Here is a 21,616-nt window from a genome sequence, read left to right as displayed (position 1 = left end):
AAAATTGCTCAAATTAAGCATAATGAATATCAACGTCTGCTTAACTTTCGGCTTGGTCAATACGTGTCAAACGCTGTAAGACCACTTGGGTACGCTCAGCGGCCAATTCATTTTTCTTCTTCAAGTCACTATTTTGCTGCTTAATATCGCTATACTGCTGTTTTAATTCATTATTACGCTGCTGCAGTGCATGGTTTTGATGCTGTAATTGCTCGATTTGCTTGTGCAATTTGTCTTGTTCTTCACCTATCATATGATGCGCCTCGGCAAGGCTTTGATAGCGTTTATCAAGATCGTTTAATTGTTTTTTGGCACCGTCACGCTCGCTATAGCTGCTATCAAGCTTGGTTTTAAGAGCGGTAAGCTCTTTTGGGTCAGTCACTGGTTGTTGTTTGAGGCTGCTAAGTTCAGCACTGACAAGCTGATACTGTTTTTTGATGTCGAGTACCATTTTTTCTAATATTCTAAGTTGGTCATACATAGTCAGTTTTTATCCTTAACAAGTAAGCGTAAATGAATTTTGTTCTCTGCGTTTAATAATGCCATAGGTGACCGCATAATATCTATATCAACAAAGTAATTGTATGGCGCTTTGCTTTGTGACTTTTATCACTTGCCGCTTTATGAGTAATATTGGGCGGCGTCTGTTGGTATTTACCATTATTAATCAATCACTAGGACATCTATTATGAATGACAATATCTCTGGCTGGAATACTTGGCTGGCTGCGTTTGATGACTGGACGGACGTTTCTATCAGCGAGGTACACGGCTTGATGACGGGGCTGATGACGGCCTGTAATGCCCCTGATGAGCCAGTTTGGGCAAAGGTGTTTGAAGAGCTGAGCTTTGCGCCGCTGCCTGATGCCGCACTAACCTTGCTCACCGAAGAGGCAGAAGACATCGTTTTTCAGTTAAAAGATAAAGACGATGCTTATGCGTATATGCCACTGGTACCAGATGATGAACATGACCTGTACGAGCGCGTGATGGCGCTGAAACAGTGGGCAAATGGCTTTATGACCGGTTTTGGTATTACCGATTGTGGTCTAAGCGCTGAAGAAAATGAGATGCTGTCGGATTTGGCAAAAATTGGTGCGATTCGATTAGAAGATGATGAAGACTTTGAAGGTGGCGAAGAGTCTTATCTGCATATTTTTGAATTTGCACGCATGGTACCGGTCAGTTTTGCTACGCGTCAACGCAAACCTGTGAAAGATATCGCTCTGATTGCTGGACTGGCTATCGATGCCAAAACCACCAAAGAGCTACAAGCAGAAGGTAGGTTGCCTAAACCGATGCCGCCGGTCGTTGATGTGATGAATCAAAACCGCCCATCATAATTAGCATGATAGGATAAAGGGCATGAGAAATAGCTGAGATTGATGCCAGAGAAATGGTACTTGGCTATTGGATAGCTATCCAAAATAATAAAAGGGATATGATGATGACTACTGATAATGAGATGGTTTATTTACGCCGCTGCATTGAGCTTGCTGTTGAAGCGTTAGAGGCGGGCGATGCGCCGTTTGGTAGCGTGTTGGTCGATGGCAATGGCAAAGTATTACAAGAAGATCGTAATCGTGCCAATACGGTTGATGCGACTTACCATCCTGAAATTGCCGTCGCTAAATGGGCCGCGCAAAATATGACCCCTGAGGCGCGGGCAAAAGCCGTGGTATATACCTCGGGTGAGCATTGCGCCATGTGCTCCGCGGCACATGCGTGGGCGGGGCTTGGTCGTATTGTCTATATCAGCTCATCAAAACAGCTCGGTAAATGGATGGACGAGATGGGTGTGAGCTCAACATCGCCCATCCATTCATTAAGTATCCAAGAAGTCGCGCCGAATGTGCCCATCGAAGGTCCGATTGCCGGTTTAGATGAAGAAATCAGAGCCCTACAGCAGCGTTCATTTCAAAAAAATAAGTAAAAAACTTAAATAAAAAATCTGCTTAAAAAGGCTAGGGCGTGTCTTCATTATTACGCTTATTAAAAAAGCTGTGCCTTTTTATCTTAGTACGATAAGGAAGTCTTATGACGCTAAAAAATTACGATAACGTTGCAGAACGAGAAACGTCCAATACTCATTATTCTACTGGCAATTATCCAAATGACAGTATTGACTGGCTGACAAGATTAATTGCGTTTGATACGGTCAGTCGCCATTCAAATTTGGCGTTGATTGACGATGTGAAAGCGTATTGCGAGCAATTGGGCTTAACGGTAGATTTAACCTTTAATGATGCTAAAAATAAAGCCAATTTATTCGTTACGGTGCCAGCGGGAAAAGATGCCGATGAAATCAATCATGGTCTGGTACTATCGGGTCATACCGATGTCGTACCAGTAGATGGGCAAGACTGGACGTCGGAGCCGTTTACCGCGACCATTCGTGGTGACAAGCTGTACGGTCGCGGTGCTTGCGATATGAAGGGTTTTATTGCTTGTGCGCTAACACTATTGCCGCAAGCGGTAAAACTCTCTAACGCAGGCCAGCTGCGTCGCCCATTGCATTTGGCATTGTCGTTTGATGAAGAGGTCGGCTGCTTGGGCGCTCCGCTACTTTTGGCAGATTTGAAAGCGCGCGGTATTACGCCTGACCACTGTATCGTTGGCGAGCCGACCAATATGGCGATGGTGGTGGCGCATAAAGGCATCGCGGTTTACCGTTGCCGCGTCCATGGCAAGTCAGCGCATTCATCATTGACTGCCCAAGGTGTCAACGCTATTAGCTATGCCAGTCGTTTGATTGGTTATGTCGATGAATTGGCCCAAGAGATTAGTCATCGAAGCGATAACGATGGGCTGTTCGATGTGCCTTATTCGACATTATCTGTTGGCACCATACAAGGCGGCACCGCGACCAATATCGTCCCCAATCTGTGTGAATTTACCTTTGATTATCGTAATCTGCCGCATATGACACAAGACGATATCCTCGCACCGATTGCGGCCAAAGTTGCAGAGCTCAGCACCCAAATGCAAGCACGCGCTGCCGATACTGGCATTGAGCTGCTACAAGAAGAAAGTGTACCAGCGATGACCGATAACGACAGCGCTGAGCTACAAGCGTTAATTATCGCTCTGACCGGCGACGATACACGTCATAAAGTCGCTTATGCAACTGAAGGTGGTCAGTTTACTAATAGCGGCATCCCAACGATTATTTGCGGTCCTGGTAGCATTGAGCAGGCGCATAAAGCTGATGAATATGTCGCGCTAAGTGAAATGGTACGTTGTGATGAGTTTTTACAAAAGCTGCTAAACAGTTGCGCTATCAGCTGATAAAATAGTCAATAAGCAATTTTATGGCAATATAGATGCGCATGACATACACCGTCTTTATGGCGGTGTTTATTTTTTCAACATGGCGTATGCTTTTCAACATGGCGCATGTATTATTTAAATTTTTATAAAGAAGTAGGGGTTCGTTGATGTCTTGGCATCTGTTTGCGGTATTTTTTGCAAGTACGTTTTTTATCTCAGCGACTCCCGGTCCAAACATGCTATTGGCCTTTCAGTACGGCCTTAATTATGGCGTCAAGCGTACATTATGGACGCTAGCAGGTTTAAGCCTTGGGCTGTTTATTTTGCTGCTATCCACGCTCCTTGGACTTGATGTTATCAGCCGTCAATCGCCATGGTTATTAACAGTGATTAAGACCGTTGGTGCGATTTACCTTATTTATTTGGGTGTTGCATCGTGGCGAGATAGTGGCAGTAGCAGCTTGATGAGTGATGCCAGCGAGCTGAGTACAGAAGTTCATAAAGAGCTGACTGCGACTACAGAAATGGCAGATAAGCCTATGCCACGCTCGCTTTCGAGCGCTACTGTCAAAGCACCGCCTAGCGATTGGTTATTGTTTCGAACGGGCATGTGGGTATCACTGTCTAATCCAAAGGCGATTTTATTCTTTGCCGCCTTTTTTCCCAAATTTATCAATTTTAGCGCGCCGCTGTGGCCGCAGTATATTATGCTGACTTGTGGGCTGTTTTTGAGCGAGACGATCTGGCAACTGATTTATACCATTGGCGGTAAAAAGCTGGCTGGTTGGCTTGATGTTGGTGAGCGTTTGGCATGGCTCAATCGCGGTTGCGGGGTGATATTTATTTTAATTGCCGCGGCGTTATTGGCTGAGGTATTAAATGGTTTCTTGGCTTAGGAATTAATCAGGTTTATGTTTAACGTGATTTTTTTAACAAGCGACACGTTTTCTAGAAAATTTTTATATAATTAAATTAATTATTGACTTTATTTGTTAAATCGTTATTATTATCTCATTGATTTATAGTGCTTATCTTTTATAGGTGCTATATCATCCCAGTTAATCTGCTATTGTCGCTCTGACATTGGCCACAACCTACGGAGGAATCATCGTGTCCTATTTAAACATTAAGACGTTTTCAAAGACTGAACGTATAAATTGCATGACAGCAATGACGACTTCGAAAAGGTTTGGCTGAATGTATATATCAGCTATGAGTGATATCTTGTTTATTGGTATTAACGCATAGCCTTCTATATCTACTCACTCTATCCCTCTTCTAGGTACGCTATGTTAAAATAGCTCGTAATCGTGCTCGGCATTTCCGCGCTTGCTGTTAGCTGTTTATTCAAAATTTTACCTTACTGTTATCACCAATATTCTCGCTCAGCTCACGCTATTATTTAGTAAATAACTATTTATGTGTGTGCTATCTAAGCTTTCATTTTTAAGCTAAATATTTTGGTAGCGTAAAAATTCTTTTTAAAACGTCCATCATAAATTAATCATACATTTTTATTAATTTTTTAATTAATAAAGAAGTGGTATTTTATTGTCTATTTTTTATAAAGAATAACTTATTGAGTGTTTTACTTAATGGTAATCAATAAGTAAATTATAAAGTTAACAGAATAGGTAAATTAAAATATATTTTGTATGGTGATTAAAATAATAAAATGGAAATAATACATTATGAGCATTCAATTAGTATTAAATGAAAATAGTAAATCTGGCGTACCAGTCAAGATTTATACCTCAGATATTGAACAAGAGGCGATGCAGCAATTACGCAATTTGGCTCAGCTGGAGTTTGTACATTCGCATATCGCGGTGATGCCTGATGTACACGTTGGCAAAGGCGCTACCGTTGGAAGTGTGATTCCAACCAAATCCGCCATCATTCCGGCTGCAGTCGGGGTCGATATTGGCTGCGGTATGAACGCGGTGCGTCTATCTCTGACGGCAAGCGATTTACCTGATAGCTTAAGGGCATTGCGCTCAGTAGTCGAGCAGCAAGTGCCAGTTGGCTTTAATATGCACAAACAAATCCAAGCCAAAAACTCAACGCTTGATCCGTTAGGTAAACGCCTAAGACCAATTACTGATAAGCATCCAGGTTTGCTCAAGATGCTCAAAGGCTTTGAGCGTACGTGGGCAAAGCAACTTGGCACGTTGGGTGGTGGCAATCATTTCATTGAGCTGTGCTTGGATGAAAACAATGATGTCTGGGTCATGCTGCATTCTGGTAGTCGCGGCATTGGTAATTGTATTGGTCAGTACTTTATTAATCTTGCCAAAAAAGAGCGTCAATCGCGCTTTGGTCATGTGCCAGATCGGGATTTGTCTTACTTTGCTGAAGGCTCTGATAGTTTTGCTGATTATGTTGAGGCGGTAGGCTGGGCGCAGGATTATGCGCTAGAAAACCGCCGTGAGATGATGCGTTTGGTCATTAAAGCCATGCAGTCACCACAAGCGGGGTTGCCACGTTTTCAGCTTACCAAAGAAGCCATCAATTGCCATCACAACTACGTCAATGAAGAGGTACATTTTGGTGAGCAAGTCTATGTCACGCGTAAAGGCGCTATCAGTGCCTACCAAGGTGAGCTGGGGATTATTCCTGGCTCTATGGGCGCAAAATCCTTTATCGTCCGAGGTCTTGGCAATGATGAATCGTTTTGCTCGTGCTCGCATGGCGCAGGGCGACAAATGAGCCGAGGCAAAGCCTTACGAGCATTTACCATTGATGAGCTTAAAGCGCAAACCGAAGGCGTTGAGTGCCGTAAGGACAAAGGCGTCATCGACGAGATACCCGGTGCTTATAAAGACATTGAAGAAGTGATGGCCAACCAAGCCGACTTAGTTGAAGTGGTGCATACGCTAAAGCAAGTAATGTGCATTAAGGGTTAGTTGGTTTTGCAAAACAGATTTAGAGATATTAAAAATATAGGTAACAATATGAGCTTAAAACAAACCTTAAAAAAGGCCAAACAGATTGAACAGCAGCTGGAACAGCAAGATGCTACAGCCAATCAAAACTTATTTGGTGCTATAAAACCGCGAAATTATCTGGCGCTAAATCCACTGCTCAAAAAAGGCGGTATTCATGAAAAAGAAGATATTGATATCGTGCGCAAAAAACGTCGCCGTGAAACCAAGCAGCAATTGCGGAAGACCGATTGGTTATCGCAGTAAAGACAATCAATTTTAACATCCACACACAAAAAAGCCGCTCTCTACTTAAATAGAGAGCGGCTTTTTCATTTATACAGCTTTTTATAAAGGGTTAAGCCAATACTTCAACCAGCTCGCCTTTTACCATATGCGGACTGACAAAATCAGTCACACGTACACTGACGATTTTACCCAGTAGTTCGTCTACTTTATCAACGTCAAAAGGGAACATCACGGTACGGGTATTATCCGCTGTACCGATTAAGCAATCAGGATGACGATTGGCCACCTGCTCGACCAAGACACGAGTCGTAGTGCCGACCATTTCATGGGTTTTGGCAAGGGTTGAATCGATAATAACCTGTTGAAATTCTGCCAAGCGTGCCTTTTTAGTTGCGAAGCTCACATCGTCGGGTAGTTCTGCGGCTGGTGTGCCCGGACGCTTAGAATAGATGAAGCTATAAGAGTGATCGAAGTTCAATTCTTTTGCCAAGTTTAAGGTATCTTGGAAGTCTTCATCAGTCTCGCCAGGGAAGCCAATGATAAAGTCACTCGATAGGTGAATGTCAGGGCGTATGGCTTTGAGCTTATTAATCTGATTGATATAAACATCGATGGTATGGTTGCGTTTCATCGCCGCCAAAATAGCATTTGAGCCACTTTGAACCGGTAGATGCAGGTGTGATACCAGCTCTGGCAACTTGGCATAAGCATCGATAATATCATCGGTGAACTCTAGCGGATGGCTGGTGGTATAGCGAATGCGCTCGACACCATCGACGTGCGAGACGTAATGCAAGAGCTCGGCGAAACGGCAAATACTGCCGTCGTCTTTTTCGCCGCGATAGCCGTTGACGTTTTGACCCAGTAAATTAATTTCACGCACGCCTTGAGCGGCTAAGCTGTCAATTTCAGCCAAGACATCATCGAGCGGACGCGACAATTCTTCTCCGCGCGTATAAGGCACCACGCAAAATGAGCAATATTTTGAGCAGCCTTCCATGATGGATACAAAGGCCTTAAACCCTTCTACTCTTGGTTCTGGTAAAAAATCAAACTTTTCGATACTTGGGAATGAAACATCCACCGTACCGATACGGTTTTTAGGCGAGATAGAGCGCTGCTCATGAGACTGGTCATACAGCTCTGGCAGACGGTGTAAGGTTTGTGGCCCAAAAACCATATCAACGTAAGGCGCGCGTTTTTGGATATTATCGCCTTCTTGCGAGGCTACGCAGCCGCCAACACCGATAACCAAATCAGGGCGTTTTTCTTTTAATTTGCGCCAGCGACCCAATTCTGAAAACACCTTTTCTTGCGCTTTTTCGCGAATCGAGCAGGTATTCATTAATAGCACATCGGCTTCGTCAATATTATGGGTAACTTCCATCCCGTGTGAATCGCCCAATACATCAAGCATTTTGCCAGAATCATAGACGTTCATCTGACAGCCTTGAGTGGTAACAAAGACTTTTTTCGGCGCGCCACTTTCATTGACACTGACTGGAGTTTGAGCAGTAGACGCTTGAACAGAGTTTGATGCTTCGAGTGCCGTAACGGCAGGCGCAGTAACCCTGTTCTCAACAGCAGCGTCATCGATGCGGGGATTAAATACAGTAACACTCATAAGCGAAGTCCATGATTGACTAAAAATATAGCGGGGTAGGCGATTAACCGGTGGCGTATTTTATCATAATCTGCCATCAATGTGAAAAGTTAGCATGGTCTTACTCTGTTGACGGCATTTGATTATTTATAATAGTATCAATTGCTTATCTATTACCATAGCTCAGATAATGGCTTTTAGCACAATTAAGCCTAGTAAAAGCGCCGTAACACCTTTGTGTTACGCATGGCTATCCAATTTATTAACGAAAAGTAAAGCTGATGGTTGAATGTGCAACGAGTATAGTATGATGCAGACAACCATATCCGCACTATTGTTTAAATGAGCGTTCTAAGCAGGGTGAAAAACACCATTTCAAGCCTAGATTTAAGCTGTTTATTTAGCCAAATTATTTAGACTTATTATAAAGAGAGTCCGTATGTCAAAGCCGCAAGTTGCCCCGAGTATCAAGGATAAAGATGCCAATTATCAAAATCATATGCCTAAAAATCATAAAACAACGATGCTAAAAACCAGTGTGCTGAGTGTGGCAACGGCGATGGGCGCGCTGGCATTGTCACAAGGAGCTTATGCTGAGCTTACATGGGGCAATAATACCAGTAGTAATGTCAATAGTTATCAGCCACAAGGTAGCTACCAACCGGACAACTATCAACCGCAAAGCTATCAACCTGATAACTATAAAGCGCCAAGCTCGCAGCCAAACAGCAATTATCAAGCAAACAGCGGTTACCAAGCGGATAGTGGCGCAAGCTCATTTACAGCAGCAGCTATCGCCGCAGATCGCGGTGATGTCAACGCCCTTTATAATTATGAGCAGGAGATGAATGGCGGTTTGTTTGCCATGTATCCGCCTTATTGGCGTATGAATTTGGACCTAAACTCACAAAGCCCAGCGGCGGTTACACAGTTTGTCCGCCAGTATCCAGAGACGGTAATGGCAGAAAAGCTGGTTGCCGATTTTGCAGAAACCAAAGCGGGTTCCAATGATTATGCCGCCGTACGCCAAGTGGCAAATCTCATTACCAATGCCGATGACAGTGAAAAGTGCGCCGTTGCCCTTGGGTTTAATAACGGCGGCGATAGCATGCGCGCGATGGCGGCCAAGTCCGATGTCTGGCTGACCACCAAAAAACAGCCAGCGCTGTGTGATCAATTGGCGTTAGAGATGAATAATAATGCGCTGATTAGTAATCAAGATAGGGTATCGCGCCTCAAACGTATGCTGCGTAAAGGTAAGACTGGCGATATTATGGCTTTGTCATCAAAGTTGGGTACACCGATTCCTTACTCGTCGTTAAGTGAAATTCAGCTCAATCCCTCAGCATTTTTTAGCCGTTTTGCTCGCGAGCCAAACAGCCAGATGAATCAATATCTGTATTTGTATGCCATGGGGCGCTTGGCAGAAAAGTCCTACCGTGAGGCAGCGCTACAATTAGATTTTGATGTGAAACAAGACAATCAGCGCGCAGCGAAGTTATTAAACGATGACACCAGTCGCTATGCTTATCGCATTCTTGGCGTTCAGCGTATGAACCACAATACTGACGATGGTTTTAATGTGGAAGCGGTCGATTGGTTCCGTAATAGCTTAGATAATGATTTTAGCTTTGAAGAAGCCGAATATTATGCCATGGCGGCGATTCGTTTTAGTCGTTGGAATGATGTGGTCGAAGCCATCTCAAAAATGGACGCTGAAACGCAAAAAACCAATCAATGGCAATATTGGTTGGCGCGTGCTTATGAGCAATCAAGTGATGCCAACAAACGCAACACTGCCAAAAAAATGTATCAAAATCTTGCGAAAAGCAATGAATACTATGGTTTGATGGCCAAGGATAAAGTCGGTCAACGTTTTGATGCCAGCCGCTTAGGTGGCAGTAATTTACCTAACGTTAGTAGCGCCGACCGTGCCCGCGTCATGCAAAACCCGCACTTTGCGCGCGCATTTGCTCTATATAATGCCGATGCCAGCCGCGCTTATGCCAATCGCGAGTGGAACTGGGCAGTGAAAAAAGCGCGTGACAATCTCGATAATAATTTGATTATTGCGGCCGCGCGTCAAGCCTATGATATCGGTTGGCTCGATCGAGCAATTTATGCCATTGATAATACTGATACGGTAAATAACTTGGCTCTATCGCATCCGATGCCGCACCAATCGGCGGTCGTGCGCCATAGTCAATCGGCTGGTATCGATCCGGCATGGGCGTATGGCATCATGCGTCAAGAGAGTCGTTTTGTCTCGTCGGCGCGCTCAAACGTTGGCGCGAGCGGGCTAATGCAAGTCATGCCTAATACCGCTAAATATATCGCACGTAATTTGGGCGAAACTTATAGCGCCAGCCGTGCCAATAGTGGTGATACCAATATTCGTTATGGCACCTGGTATATGGGCGATATCTTTGGTAAATTGAATAGCCAGCCAGTTTTGGCCACAGCGGGTTACAATGCTGGACCCAACAATGCCAAACGTTGGCAGCCAGTTTATGGCTCACTTGCGGCCGACCAATATGTCGAGTCGATTGCCTTTCCTGAAACGCGCAATTACGTCAAACATGTAATGGAAAACGCCACCATCTATAGCAGTTTGCTGGGTCGCGGTCAGCCTATTAGTCAGCGCATGGGAACCATTCCCGCCGCCTTCTAATTCTCTTTGTTTTCTAAAAAAGCCATTAATCGCTCGCTGTTAATGGCTTTTTTTTATATCGTTCATTTAAAAGCAGTATACAATCTATAGTCGAAATATCCTAAAAACGCGACGGTATTGCTGATATCAATTTTTTGTAGCCTCTGTCTGCGTAGACACAGCAAGCAAGAAAAATTGATATCAGCAGTGCGTGATGTATTGATATGACTTTTCACTCACTACATTACACGATGCATCAGCCATGTTTACGTTTCTGCTATAGATTAAAAAAAGCAATTTGCTACCATTGTTTGAGTTTCCGTCTGAATTTCCTGTTGGCTCACTCCCAGCCTGCGGACTTACTCCCAGAAGGCTAAATACTTTCAAGCGACCTAATGTGATCAGTGTCTTAGTTTGGATTGTGGAAATTAATGAATCCTAAAAGCTCCTATTCGTCATTGCTAGATACTCTAACTTCTTATGATTAAAAAATATTTCAAGTTGCCCATATCGTCGCAAGCTAAGCGTCAATTAACTCTTCAGACAAAGGTGGGCTCGATGTCAAAGACAGCGCTATCAGAGCATTTTCATAAATATTGGTTACGTACAAAGTATGACAGTAAAGGTAATGCTGCACTTGGTATAAGCGCTTTGCTATTGTTGCAGGGTGCAATAACGCTGCCAGCCCAAGCGGCGAATGCCAGTAAACCGGGTCAGCGGGTGTTGATGATTGAGATGACGCCAGCGCTATGTAGCTTACAGCCAACGCGCGCACGTATGCGCCAGTGCTTAGAAGGCTATTCGCTTACCGTTTCAGGTCTCGATATGGGCTATGGCGCGCGCTGCGGCCGTGGCAGTGAGCCACGCTTGACGCCCTTACAATTAAAAGTTGTCAACCGTATCATGCCTGATACCACGGTGCGTACCCAAGCCTGGCAACGCTATGGCGCTTGTAGCCCTCTCAGCGCCAGTAGTTATTTTCGCCAAATTACCAATTATGCCGGCGACTTAAAGCTACCAAACGAATTGAATACAGGCAACAGCTATACGGTATTAAAATCGCGTTTTGTCGGTCAGATGACCCGCTTGAATAATGGTATGTCAGCGAATAGCGTGGATTTGATTTGTCAGGTAGGCACGCGTCGGCAAATGGTATTGACTGATGTGCATGTGTGTTATGAGGGCAGCTCATTCGGCACTTGTAGCAATATCGTCGACAACTGCGGTAGTAAGTTTATTATTTCAGGCGGCAAATAATTCTATTTTGACATTGAGTTATTGTGCATTAATCACCTTCTTTCTGCCTTTAATGAATAAAACAGTGAAGTACAAATGGCAAAAATATAGGCAATTTTTCTTATAACTCTCCTAAAATATTAGCCATTATTCTATCTAAAACGCTTTTTCGCCGTCTTTTAATACTTCTTTTGCACCTTTCTTGAAGTTCCTCTAACGCCTTGCTCCTCTAATGTTGTGCCAAAAATTTCATTATCTATCTGTATAAAATGTAACAATATAATTTGTATTGTCCGCAAACGCGTTCGCGCTTTCTCTAGACGGTTAATAGGCTGAGGTGCTACACTAGTGAACGGTTTATGACTGCTATATTCAGCGAGCAGGTCGCTATCTCAAACGATATTCATCAATCAAAACCATCTATTACAACCATCTATTACAACCATCCATTAGAATTGTGAATTATCTAATCTATAATTAGGGAGTATTCAATGTCAATGAAACAGCCTTTACGTGTTGCCGTCACTGGTGCCGCTGGTAATATCAGCTATGCTATGTTATTTCGTATTGCATCTGGTGAAATGCTAGGTAAAGATCAGCCAGTTATCTTGCAATTGCTTGAAATCACGCCAGCTCTTGACGCCCTAAAGGGTGTGGTCATGGAATTAGAAGACTGTGCATTCCCATTATTGGCGGACATCGTGCAAACTGATGATGCGACTGTTGCCTTTAAAGATGTCGACTATGCACTATTGGTTGGCGCACGTCCTCGTGGCCCAGGCATGGAGCGTAAAGATTTGCTAGAAGCCAACGCGGCGATTTTCTCAGCGCAAGGTAAAGCATTGAACGATGTTGCTAGCCGTGACGTAAAAGTATTGGTGGTCGGTAACCCTGCCAACACCAACGCTCTTATTGCTCAGCGCAATGCACCAGACCTAGATCCACGCAACTTCACTGCTATGACGCGCCTAGATCATAACCGTGCCATGGCACAGTTGGCTGGTAAAACAGACAGCACTGTCAATGACGTGAAAAAAATGATTATCTGGGGCAACCATTCATCAACTCAGTACCCAGACCTAACGGCTGCGACTGTTAACGGTAAACCAGCGTTAGATTTGGTTGACCGTGATTGGTACGAAAACACCTATATCCCAGAAGTACAACAACGCGGCGCTGCTATCATCAAAGCTCGCGGTGCGTCATCTGCCGCTTCTGCTGCCAACGCTGCCATCGCTCATATGCGTACGTGGGCTCTAGGTAGCGATGAGAACGATTGGGTTTCTATGGGCGTTTACTCAAATGGTGAATACGGTATTGCTGAAGGCTTAATCTACTCATTCCCAGTGACTTGCAAGAATGGCGACTGGTCTATCGTAGACGGTGTTGATGTCTCATCTGATTTCTCAAAAGAGAAAATGGCAGCTACCGAGCAAGAGCTTAGCGAAGAGCGTGATGCCGTAGCACACTTGCTTCCATAAGTAGGCAATCTACTCAAGCTGTTATATAGAATTTAATCTGAAAAGCCCTCTACGATAGAGGGCTTTTTTGTGCCTTGCGTAACCATCAATACAATTGCTAACGTTAGCTAAACGTTGATTAACAGCTATTAGCAGCAAGCTTGCTACAATAAAGTGGTTAATTTAAATAATAAGTACAATCAAATCATTATTAAACTTTTGTCATTAAGGAAAGACTATGTTGGGTGAACCTGAATACAATATGAATGAGTTATTTGCGCAGTTAGGGCTTGATAGCTCGGATGAAGCGATTGACAGTTTTGTCGAAAATAATAAACTGGCAAAAGAAGAGAAGTTAATCGAAGCGGCGGTATGGAATGACAACCAGCGTGCCTTTTTGCAAGAAGAGTGGAATAAAGATGCCGCATGGGTAGAAGTTATCGATGACTTAAACGTGCGTCTGCATCCTGATGCTTAAAAGATAATAAAATATTAGACTAAATAAAAACCCACAAACGTTATGAACGCTGTGGGTTTTTTTATTATCGGTCTGATAATGATAGCTGGCCATTTAATCAGGCTGCTGAGCACGCCATTCAAGTAAATCGATCACGTCATTATGAATACCTGCCTTTAACGCCTCTAAACTTTCATAATGGCGCTCACCATGCAAATAGTGCAAAAATCGTACCTGCAATGTTAAACCGTATAAATCTGCTTGTAGCTTAGGGAAATGTACCTCTAAGCGCCAATCATGCTCTTTATCTACTGACGGCCTAATACCAATATTGGCAGTACCAAATAAACTATGCGGGCGTAAACCTGCAACCCCTGGGTTTTCGCTATCTGTCAGTGCGGTCAAGCCGTTCGGTATGACATTACCATTATCATCAAGGCTGACGACATCGACAGCAAAGATGCCATGTAGAGCAGGTTTTATGCGTTTTAAATCAACGTTTGCAGTAGGGAAGTCCATGGTACGACCGATTTTATCACCACCAACGACGACGCCTGTCATCGCATAATCGCGACCCAATAAGGCATTAGCCGCATCGATGTCACCGGCCAACAATAGGTTACGTATACGCGTAGAGCTAATGCGCGCGCCTTTGCCTTTATCATCGACCACGGTATGCAGATTGGTCACATCTAAGCCATAATCGCGTAAAAACTGACTGTCACCAGTACGGTCATGACCAAATTTAAAGTCATCACCCAATACCAAGGCTTGGACGTTTAAGCGCAGTGCCAAAATATCGGCGAATGCCTGCGCTGATAGTGAGCGAAAATCGCTATCGAAGCTGGCAACAATTAGCGTCTCGATGCCGTATTCTGCCAGCAAAGCTTGCTTTTCGGCAAGGTTGGTGAGGCGAGCAGGCGCGGTCGCTGGCGCAAAAAACTCACGCGGCTGCGGTTCAAATATCATGACTGCCGAGCCAATATTTTGCGCCTTGGCAATATCACGCACGTGCGCAAGCATCGCTTGATGACCCAAATGTACGCCATCAAAATTACCGATAGTCAGCACGCAGGGCGCTAAATCTACTGGGCTAGTATTGGCAGACAAAGCGCTTGGCGATGCCATCAGTTGCTCAAGAAAATAGGTGTTCATAAATTTTCAGCTATGATAGATAAGACCGGATAAAAAAGAAAAAACACACCTCTACCAAAGATTGATGTGTCTAAAATCAGTCATTATAAAGTAAAATAGCCATACTAACATCCTATAGTCTGTTGTTAATCAAACAACCATGCTAACAGCTAAACGTCTACTTATCACTTATCCCTATTTTTATTATTATCTATGAATATTTATGATGGAAACGCTATGCCTGCTGCTGTCTCTACGACTGATTATGATAATGGCTATGACTCTATACAGCCTACATCAGCCGTCTATAAACTTAACGAGCGCTTTATAGTGCAGCGTGCCAGTCAAGACGACTTACCCACAATTTTAGCCATTTATAACCAAAGTATCGCCGGCAAGCAAGCAACCGCCAATCTCACACCCGTGACTTGCGCAGAGCGGCAAGATTGGTTTGATGAACATCTAAATAGCGCCACGCGGCCGATTTACATTGTTAGAGCTGTGGTTGAAGATGCAGAGGTAAGTGTCGAAGAAACAGTATCGCCAATCGTCGCTTGGGGCAGCTTTAGCGATTTATATACACGGCCCGCTTATCATATCAGCACGGAGATTAGTATCTACTTACATCAAGAGTATCATGGTCAAAAATTGGGCAGCTTATTGACCGGCTGGATGCTGACGCAAGCGCCGAGCTTAGGTATCCATAACGTGGTTGCGCTTATCTTTGCCCATAATCAGCCAAGCTTAGGATTGTTCCGTAAACTTGGCTTTGAGCAGTGGGGCTATATGCCAAAGGTTTGTGATATGGAGGGTTTTATCGCCGATGTCGTGATGCTTGGCAAAGCGGTCATTGCTGATAGTAATGACCAATTAATATAGCGATGATTAATAAAAATAGTAATGACCAGTAATAACGCCAAATGAAGCAAAGTTAGAGAATGGCAGCTAGACGCCTTATCCTAAAATCTTCCATTTGCCATCGATTTTTTGTAGCTCATAAGTCAATGGCGCAGGCTCGCTTTGACCTCTTAACATAATCTCACCTATGATGGTGGCACGGGTTTTATCATCGTTGTATTTAGTATCAGTAAAAGTCACACCATCAACGGTTTGCTGAAATGCGGATTGCGTTTTGGCAAGCTCTTCTTCAAAGTTTGCCATGTCGACTTTATAATACGTTGCAGCCTGCTTGGCGTCGCCATAATATAAGCTATTGAGTGCTTGTTTGACCGTGTCTTCTGGCGTGCCATTTTGAGTTGGATTGGTCACCAAGCTTTTTTGCTTAGCGTCATCGTTCACTGAGGCCACTGGATTGATATTGTCACTCGTAATGAGGGTTTTATCTTGAGTGCTATCTGTTACTTGCGCATCTTCACTCATATTATCCGTACCCACTGATTTTGCTTCGTCAGTCACAGTGTCATTAGATGTTTCAGTGATTGCTGTAGTGTCTTCATTATTATTGACAGCAGTCTCAGTGTCGCCCTTATCATTATTGCTACAACCACTTAAAAGTAGTCCAGTAGACAGGATGCCAACAGTCAGTAGGCTTGGTAAGCGTGACAAGGTTGTTGATAAAGCTGTCTGTGAAGCTGATGATTTAATCGTCATGTTAGTCCCCAAAATTATGTATTTAGTAGTAATTATGGCAACTATCAGCCGCATTCACTGTCAATTCTCATACCTAGCTTGTTTTGGTTTGGTAAGTTAAAGCGTTGTTCAGTGCTTAACAACGAGTGCTTAATAATAAGTGCTTAACCATGCTTTAGCTGGCGCGGACGGAAACCTGTTGCCAGTAGCACGACGCCATAAACCACCGCACCAACGACGCACATAATCAGCAGCGCAACGATACGTTTCCACTGCGCATCATCGGTTGGGAAATAGGGCAGCATGACATAAAGCACCGCAACCATAGAGGCGGTAGAAAGCCCAAACTGGCCAAACAGCTTTTTCCAATGACTGCCAAAGCGGAAAATCTTGCGCTTATGCAAGAAGTAATATAACAAGCCTGCGTTCACAAATGCCGCACCCGTCGTTGCCAATGCCAAACCACCATGTAGCGGCATATCTAAGAAATAAAAGATACCGATAAAAATCACACTAAAAATCATATTGGCAAAGACAGAGATAATACCGATTCTGACTGGCGTTCTGGTGTCTTGACGGGCAAAAAAGGCGGGCGCGAAGATTTTAATTAACATAAAACCTAAGATGCCGCCTGCCATGCTTTTTAGCGCAAGAGAGCTCATTTGCGCATCGCGTAGGGTAAATTCGCCACGTAAAAACAGCGCTTGCATGAGTACGTCGGAGAGTATAAATAATGCTGCCGATGCCGGAACGCCGACCAAAATAATTAAGCGCGCTGCCCAGTCGATGGTCTTTTTAAAGCTGACGTCGTCTTTTTGCGCTTCACTTTTCGATAGACTTGGTAAAATAACTGTACCGATAGCCACCCCAATTAAGCCAAGTGGCAACTCGCTCATACGCTCAGCAGCATACAACCAAGAAACCGAACCGCCAATCATTAACGAAGCAAATACGGTGTTGAGCAGCAAATTAATCTGGGTGACAGAAACGCCAAAAATAGCCGGCAGCATCAATTTCAAAATACGGCGCACGCCTTCGTGTTGAAAGTCTATTTTTGGGGCGACCAGTAGTTTTTGTTGCGAGAGCTGTGGCAGCTGTATTAATAACTGCAGTAAACCTGCAATAGCGACAGAATAACCCAGCGCCATGATAGGCACATCAAACATCGGCGCAAACACTAGAGCACCACCAATCATACATAGATTTAGCAAAACAGGCGCAAAGGCGGGCGCGGCAAAACGTCCGTAACTTTGTAAAATGCCGCTGGCAAAAGCGGTCATAGAAATAAACAATAAATAAGGGAAGGTTAGGCGCAGCAATTCAGCAGTGATAGCAAATTTATCGGGTTGATCAGCAAAGCCTGGGGCAAATAAGGTCACCACCCAAGGGGCGATTAAAATCACCACGACCGTTAGCATGGATAAAACCAGCAGCAGTGCGCCTGACGTGCGACTGACTAAAATCTGAACCTGCTCTAGGCTGTATTTTTCTTTATATTCAGACAGCACAGGAACAAACGCTTGGCTAAAGGCGCCTTCGGCAAATAGGCGGCGTAAAAAGTTGGGTATCTTAAAGGCGACCAAAAAGGCGTCCATTAGACCACCGGCGCCAAAGACGCCTAACAAAACGACATCACGCACCAAACCTAAGATACGCGACAGCATGGTCATACTACTGACCACCATGGTTGAACGAAATAACCGACTTTTTGCCATGAGAACCTATTTTGCTAATTTGTTTGCTGATGGTTGTTTGCTAATGCAGCATTGTTGAAAAACTGACGGATTATAGCACTTTCATCACACTGATAAATGGATCCAATAAAGAATAAAATCTGTCGATTACAGAAATTTTAATAAGAGTGTTTACTCAATCTTGGTTGTAAAGTGATGACTGACTTGCAATATGGCGGGTAACCATTTCACGTATCTTTGTCCATTCAAAATAATCACCGGGGTCAGTTTTGCGACCGGGCGCGATATCACTATGACCAGTAAGATGCCTACGAGTTTTTGGATAAGCGTCATAGATAGCAACGATAACTTTGGCGAGCGTTTCGTATTGAGCCGCGCTAAAGGACACAAAATCTGAACCTTCAAGCTCAATGCCAATGCTATAATCATTACATTCAGGGCGACCCAAGTAGCTGGAGCGCCCAGCATGCCACGCGCGTTCGTTAAAATCGACAAACTGGGTAATCGCGCCATCTCGCTCTATAAATAAATGTGCTGAGACTTCTGCACCTTTAATGGTTTGAAAATATGGATGCGCCTCCCAGTCTAATTGATTGGTAAATAAGGCTTTGACGTAGTGTAGACCGTCAGTATCGCAAGCGCCAAACTCATTGGGCGGCAAGCTGATATTGTGAATGACAATAGCATCAATCGCGATATTTTCAGGACGTTTATTAAAGTTGGGCGAGGCAAGCCAAGTCGCAGCGGATAACCGACCGGCATGGATAGTCATTGGCGATGCTGTGGACATAATACTCTCTTTTATAATGTGATAATAAGTGCGCAGTAAATACTATTAGTTATATTTTATTATCAATAAATGGCGCATTTAACTAAAAATAACCTTTAAAAAAAGTTGTTTAAAATGTTTTAAGACAGTGATACATCATATCACTCTAATAATTCGATAGAATTCTAACGCGTTACGCGTCTGACCCCCACAGTGCGAGATGTTACTCATGTCCTTATATTCAAAATATTCAAACCTTTTGGCGCTAGATTGTACGCCAACGAACACGCCAACAAACATTGGCAGGCGAGCACGTTTGCCGCTTACCATAGCTGGACTGCTACTGACCGCGCAAGCACAGGCTTTTTTGCCAACGCCTGCAGCACTTGTGATGACAGGGGAGTTGGCACTGGATGCCAATGAAACTATGGATAGCAGTTTGGTCACCAAATCACAAAATGCTGAGCCAATATTAACGGCTTATACGAAGCCCATTATTGCCAAAGCAAATGCCGAATCAAATAATACCATCAAGCCAGAAAGTGTCTCAAATACCGCAGTCACTTCTCGGACATCTAACTATCAAAGTGCTAATAATAGTGATAATGAGACGAACGCTCAGCAGCTATTAGCATCATGGCGTGCGCAAGCAAAAACAAAAAACCTTGCTCAACATATAACATGGCGACGGTTATTATATTTCTTTGATAATCAAAAGAATTTAATCGGCAAGAAAAAAGACAGCAGTATCGTTGATGATGCGGCATTTTACTTAAGCAAATATGGACAGCATGATTCAGCGGCCGAGCTTGATGCCTTGTTGGTTGCCCTTGCTGACGAAATGGCTGCGACTTCGGATAATAGGACTGCTAATAGCAAGCTTTCTAATCCTACCGCTCAAAATTCAGTTCAAAGCTCAGTACTATGCCGTTTTCCCGCGCGCGTCCAATGGCTGACTGATACACTCAATATCAACAAAAGCGGCTTGCAAACCGACTGTCCAGAGCTGAATGACTGGATGCAAAAGCTGGCACCCGAGCAGCTGTCTATTATGTTTGCGCAAGAATATTTAGACAATCCTATTTCAGCCTTTGCTCATACGTTATTGCGTATTGACTCTAAAGCCAGCGTTGCCGATCCAAGTCAGATTCATCATGCAGTGGCGCTAAATTATACGGTAGGTGGCGACTCAAGCGATAACTTTTTGGTCTATGCCATCAAGTCGATGAGCGGTGGTTATGACAATTTGATTGAAATTGACCCATATCCGGAGAAGCTGGCGAAATATCTGCAAGAAGATGAGCGCGATGCGTGGACGTATCAATTGGCTTTGACCCCAGCGGAAGTGCAGCAGATTATGCTGCATGTCTGGGAGACCAAGGATTTGAAGTTACCGTATTACTTTACTACCGATAACTGTGCGTCTGAGATTTTACGCTTGATTGACGTGGTACGCCCGCAGCAGCATTTATTAAGCCGCCTGCCTTACGCCGTGATTCCGTCAGATGTGGTGCAATTGCTCGATAGCGAAAATCTACTTGCCAGCACCAACTATACGCCTGCCGATAGCACCTTACGTCAAGCGCAGTTAAACAAGGTTAAAGAGCAGCGTGCGCAATTGGGCTATCATAATAGTGCTAAGCAGACGCTCAATGAGATTAAGTCTGCTCAGTTAAATCCGATTTCTAGCATTTCAGACGACGGACAAACGTTATTACCACGCCGTATTGCAGTAGCGGATAACAATCCGATAGACAGACATCCGCTGCAGCTAGGTTTTATTGGGCTAGGGCAGCGTGGTGATAATAATTATATGGATTTAGGTGTGCGCGCAGGTTATCACGATACCCTTGACCGTCCGTCAGGTTTCCCGCAGTTCTTTGATTTAGAAGGCGCGGCTGCAACCTTGCGTCTGTATGACACCGATAATGATAAGGCCCATCAGCCAAGTAGTGTGGTCTTGCAAAATGTGACTTTGGTGCGCGGACGCTCGTTCAATCCAGTCAATTCTGCCAAAAAAGGTAAAACCTGGGGCGCAAGTCTCGAAGCGACACGCGTAAATGACGGCTCACAGCAGGATGGTAATGATCATTTAGTCGGCAGTTTAGGCTATGAAACGGGTTGGTCGTGGGCCTTTGGCACCCCTAGCGCGGGCACAGGCGAGATGCCGCCGCAGCTATGCTATACGTTCTTAGCAGGTACGGCGCAAGCAGGCCGCGGTATTAATAAAGGCTATCGTGTCGGCGCAGGCGTCAATGTTGGTTGCCGTTATCAGATTAACAATCAGTTACGTGCGCAGGCTGAATTGCAACTGCCATATTGGTATCATGGCAGCAGCGATGAGTCTAATGCCCGTGGTCATTATTGGCAGCCGATATCGACATTAGGGCTACAGTACGATATTGATAAAAAACAAGCGTTACGTATCAATGCCAACTACGAATGGCAAGATCGTATCGATGCCAAAGAAGACATACAGCTGTCGTATAGACGCTATTTTTAGTATCTTTTATGAAAAGCCCTTTTATTAATAAAGGTTTTAATAGACAGTCCTCACAAGTAGTTATCGAACAAAGGATAA

The 21,616-nt window shown here is 44.1% G+C and carries 18 protein-coding genes; 12 read left to right on the top strand and 6 right to left on the bottom strand.

Translation table 11 applies throughout. From position 1 onward, the window contains the following. Positions 1–40: 40 nt before the first annotated feature. Positions 41–481 (bottom strand): hypothetical protein, encoded by a 441-nt coding sequence (locus FOR85_RS03245; protein WP_102077499.1) that lies wholly within the window; start codon positions 479–481, stop codon positions 41–43. Positions 482–688: 207 nt separating this feature from the next. Between FOR85_RS03245 and FOR85_RS03240 the strand changes: the two genes are divergently transcribed. From FOR85_RS03240 to FOR85_RS03215, 6 genes are all read left to right on the top strand, one after another. Further along, entirely contained in the window at positions 689–1,342 is a 654-nt protein-coding gene (locus FOR85_RS03240) for a UPF0149 family protein (RefSeq protein ID WP_068407473.1), read from the top strand. Positions 1,343–1,446: 104 nt separating this feature from the next. Beyond that, a complete protein-coding gene (locus FOR85_RS03235; protein ID WP_144296686.1) occupies positions 1,447–1,932 on the top strand; it encodes a nucleoside deaminase in 486 nt (161 codons plus the stop codon). Between the two features lie 104 nt (positions 1,933–2,036). Beyond that, entirely contained in the window at positions 2,037–3,287 is a 1,251-nt protein-coding gene (gene argE / locus FOR85_RS03230) for an acetylornithine deacetylase (RefSeq protein ID WP_144296685.1), read from the top strand. A 149-nt stretch (positions 3,288–3,436) separates the two neighbouring features. Further along, the gene (locus tag FOR85_RS03225; protein ID WP_144296684.1) at positions 3,437–4,165 is read left to right on the top strand and encodes a LysE family translocator; all 729 of its coding nucleotides are present in this window, start codon (positions 3,437–3,439) and stop codon (positions 4,163–4,165) included. 795 nt (positions 4,166–4,960) lie between these two features. Further along, on the top strand, positions 4,961–6,175 hold the full coding sequence (locus FOR85_RS03220) for an RtcB family protein (RefSeq protein ID WP_144296683.1): 1,215 nt from the start codon (positions 4,961–4,963) through the stop codon (positions 6,173–6,175). Positions 6,176–6,223: 48 nt separating this feature from the next. Then, positions 6,224–6,460, top strand: a complete 237-nt coding sequence (locus FOR85_RS03215; RefSeq protein WP_144296682.1) for a hypothetical protein — start codon at positions 6,224–6,226, stop codon at positions 6,458–6,460. Between the two features lie 91 nt (positions 6,461–6,551). On the opposite strand, the gene miaB is transcribed toward FOR85_RS03215, so the two are convergent. Further along, on the bottom strand, positions 6,552–8,066 hold the full coding sequence (gene miaB, locus FOR85_RS03210; RefSeq protein WP_144296681.1) for a tRNA (N6-isopentenyl adenosine(37)-C2)-methylthiotransferase MiaB: 1,515 nt from the start codon (positions 8,064–8,066) through the stop codon (positions 6,552–6,554). 418 nt (positions 8,067–8,484) lie between these two features. Between miaB and FOR85_RS03205 the strand changes: the two genes are divergently transcribed. The 4 genes from FOR85_RS03205 to FOR85_RS03190 all read left to right on the top strand — a co-directional run bounded on the left by FOR85_RS03205 (position 8,485) and on the right by FOR85_RS03190 (position 13,869). Next, positions 8,485–10,716: a lytic transglycosylase domain-containing protein gene (locus FOR85_RS03205; RefSeq protein ID WP_144296680.1), complete on the top strand. Its 2,232-nt coding sequence runs from the start codon at positions 8,485–8,487 to the stop codon at positions 10,714–10,716. A gap of 537 nt (positions 10,717–11,253) precedes the next feature. Beyond that, the gene (locus FOR85_RS03200; RefSeq protein ID WP_223808489.1) at positions 11,254–11,952 is read left to right on the top strand and encodes a hypothetical protein; all 699 of its coding nucleotides are present in this window, start codon (positions 11,254–11,256) and stop codon (positions 11,950–11,952) included. A 476-nt stretch (positions 11,953–12,428) separates the two neighbouring features. Beyond that, positions 12,429–13,412 (top strand): malate dehydrogenase, encoded by a 984-nt coding sequence (locus FOR85_RS03195; protein ID WP_144296746.1) that lies wholly within the window; start codon positions 12,429–12,431, stop codon positions 13,410–13,412. 217 nt (positions 13,413–13,629) lie between these two features. Beyond that, positions 13,630–13,869 carry a DUF2789 domain-containing protein gene (locus FOR85_RS03190; protein ID WP_144296679.1) on the top strand — a complete coding sequence of 80 codons (240 nt, stop codon included), beginning with the start codon at positions 13,630–13,632 and terminating at the stop codon, positions 13,867–13,869. Positions 13,870–13,962: 93 nt separating this feature from the next. On the opposite strand, the gene ribF is transcribed toward FOR85_RS03190, so the two are convergent. Then, a complete protein-coding gene (ribF, locus tag FOR85_RS03185; RefSeq protein WP_144296678.1) occupies positions 13,963–15,003 on the bottom strand; it encodes a riboflavin biosynthesis protein RibF in 1,041 nt (346 codons plus the stop codon). A 216-nt stretch (positions 15,004–15,219) separates the two neighbouring features. On the opposite strand from ribF, the gene FOR85_RS03180 reads away from it, so the two are divergent. Further along, positions 15,220–15,861 carry a GNAT family N-acetyltransferase gene (locus tag FOR85_RS03180; protein ID WP_144296677.1) on the top strand — a complete coding sequence of 214 codons (642 nt, stop codon included), beginning with the start codon at positions 15,220–15,222 and terminating at the stop codon, positions 15,859–15,861. A gap of 75 nt (positions 15,862–15,936) precedes the next feature. On the opposite strand, the gene FOR85_RS03175 is transcribed toward FOR85_RS03180, so the two are convergent. The 3 genes from FOR85_RS03175 to ampD form a co-directional block, all read right to left on the bottom strand. Then, positions 15,937–16,593, bottom strand: coding sequence for a hypothetical protein (locus tag FOR85_RS03175; protein WP_144296676.1), 657 nt, complete (start codon positions 16,591–16,593; stop codon positions 15,937–15,939). A 143-nt stretch (positions 16,594–16,736) separates the two neighbouring features. Further along, positions 16,737–18,287 (bottom strand): murein biosynthesis integral membrane protein MurJ, encoded by a 1,551-nt coding sequence (murJ, locus tag FOR85_RS03170; protein WP_144296675.1) that lies wholly within the window; start codon positions 18,285–18,287, stop codon positions 16,737–16,739. A 154-nt stretch (positions 18,288–18,441) separates the two neighbouring features. After that, positions 18,442–19,056, bottom strand: coding sequence for a 1,6-anhydro-N-acetylmuramyl-L-alanine amidase AmpD (gene ampD / locus FOR85_RS03165; protein WP_144296674.1), 615 nt, complete (start codon positions 19,054–19,056; stop codon positions 18,442–18,444). A gap of 208 nt (positions 19,057–19,264) precedes the next feature. On the opposite strand from ampD, the gene FOR85_RS03160 reads away from it, so the two are divergent. Further along, positions 19,265–21,538: a DUF4105 domain-containing protein gene (locus FOR85_RS03160; RefSeq protein WP_223808488.1), complete on the top strand. Its 2,274-nt coding sequence runs from the start codon at positions 19,265–19,267 to the stop codon at positions 21,536–21,538. Positions 21,539–21,616 lie beyond the last annotated feature (78 nt).

This window comes from Psychrobacter sp. YGAH215 (genome assembly GCF_007280595.1).
Taxonomy (GTDB): domain Bacteria; phylum Pseudomonadota; class Gammaproteobacteria; order Pseudomonadales; family Moraxellaceae; genus Psychrobacter; species Psychrobacter faecalis.
The sequence above is the reverse complement of the archived record's forward strand: the minus strand, read 5'-3'. Positions and strand labels throughout refer to the sequence as shown.

What these genes read in the sequence shown, in the direction of transcription:
- FOR85_RS03200 (WP_223808489.1), top strand. Translation starts at nt 11,254, where the DNA reads ATGTCAAAGACAGCGCTATCAGAGCATTTTCATAAATATTGGTTACGT.
- miaB (WP_144296681.1), bottom strand. Translation starts at nt 8,066, where the DNA reads ATGAGTGTTACTGTATTTAATCCCCGCATCGATGACGCTGCTGTTGAG.
- ribF (WP_144296678.1), bottom strand. Translation starts at nt 15,003, where the DNA reads ATGAACACCTATTTTCTTGAGCAACTGATGGCATCGCCAAGCGCTTTG.
- FOR85_RS03175 (WP_144296676.1), bottom strand. Translation starts at nt 16,593, where the DNA reads ATGACGATTAAATCATCAGCTTCACAGACAGCTTTATCAACAACCTTG.
- FOR85_RS03245 (WP_102077499.1), bottom strand. Translation starts at nt 481, where the DNA reads ATGTATGACCAACTTAGAATATTAGAAAAAATGGTACTCGACATCAAA.
- FOR85_RS03225 (WP_144296684.1), top strand. Translation starts at nt 3,437, where the DNA reads ATGTCTTGGCATCTGTTTGCGGTATTTTTTGCAAGTACGTTTTTTATC.
- FOR85_RS03215 (WP_144296682.1), top strand. Translation starts at nt 6,224, where the DNA reads ATGAGCTTAAAACAAACCTTAAAAAAGGCCAAACAGATTGAACAGCAG.
- FOR85_RS03160 (WP_223808488.1), top strand. Translation starts at nt 19,265, where the DNA reads ATGTCCTTATATTCAAAATATTCAAACCTTTTGGCGCTAGATTGTACG.
- FOR85_RS03190 (WP_144296679.1), top strand. Translation starts at nt 13,630, where the DNA reads ATGTTGGGTGAACCTGAATACAATATGAATGAGTTATTTGCGCAGTTA.
- FOR85_RS03235 (WP_144296686.1), top strand. Translation starts at nt 1,447, where the DNA reads ATGACTACTGATAATGAGATGGTTTATTTACGCCGCTGCATTGAGCTT.
- FOR85_RS03195 (WP_144296746.1), top strand. Translation starts at nt 12,429, where the DNA reads ATGAAACAGCCTTTACGTGTTGCCGTCACTGGTGCCGCTGGTAATATC.
- murJ (WP_144296675.1), bottom strand. Translation starts at nt 18,287, where the DNA reads ATGGCAAAAAGTCGGTTATTTCGTTCAACCATGGTGGTCAGTAGTATG.
- argE (WP_144296685.1), top strand. Translation starts at nt 2,037, where the DNA reads ATGACGCTAAAAAATTACGATAACGTTGCAGAACGAGAAACGTCCAAT.
- FOR85_RS03180 (WP_144296677.1), top strand. Translation starts at nt 15,220, where the DNA reads ATGCCTGCTGCTGTCTCTACGACTGATTATGATAATGGCTATGACTCT.
- ampD (WP_144296674.1), bottom strand. Translation starts at nt 19,056, where the DNA reads ATGTCCACAGCATCGCCAATGACTATCCATGCCGGTCGGTTATCCGCT.
- FOR85_RS03240 (WP_068407473.1), top strand. Translation starts at nt 689, where the DNA reads ATGAATGACAATATCTCTGGCTGGAATACTTGGCTGGCTGCGTTTGAT.
- FOR85_RS03220 (WP_144296683.1), top strand. Translation starts at nt 4,961, where the DNA reads ATGAGCATTCAATTAGTATTAAATGAAAATAGTAAATCTGGCGTACCA.
- FOR85_RS03205 (WP_144296680.1), top strand. Translation starts at nt 8,485, where the DNA reads ATGTCAAAGCCGCAAGTTGCCCCGAGTATCAAGGATAAAGATGCCAAT.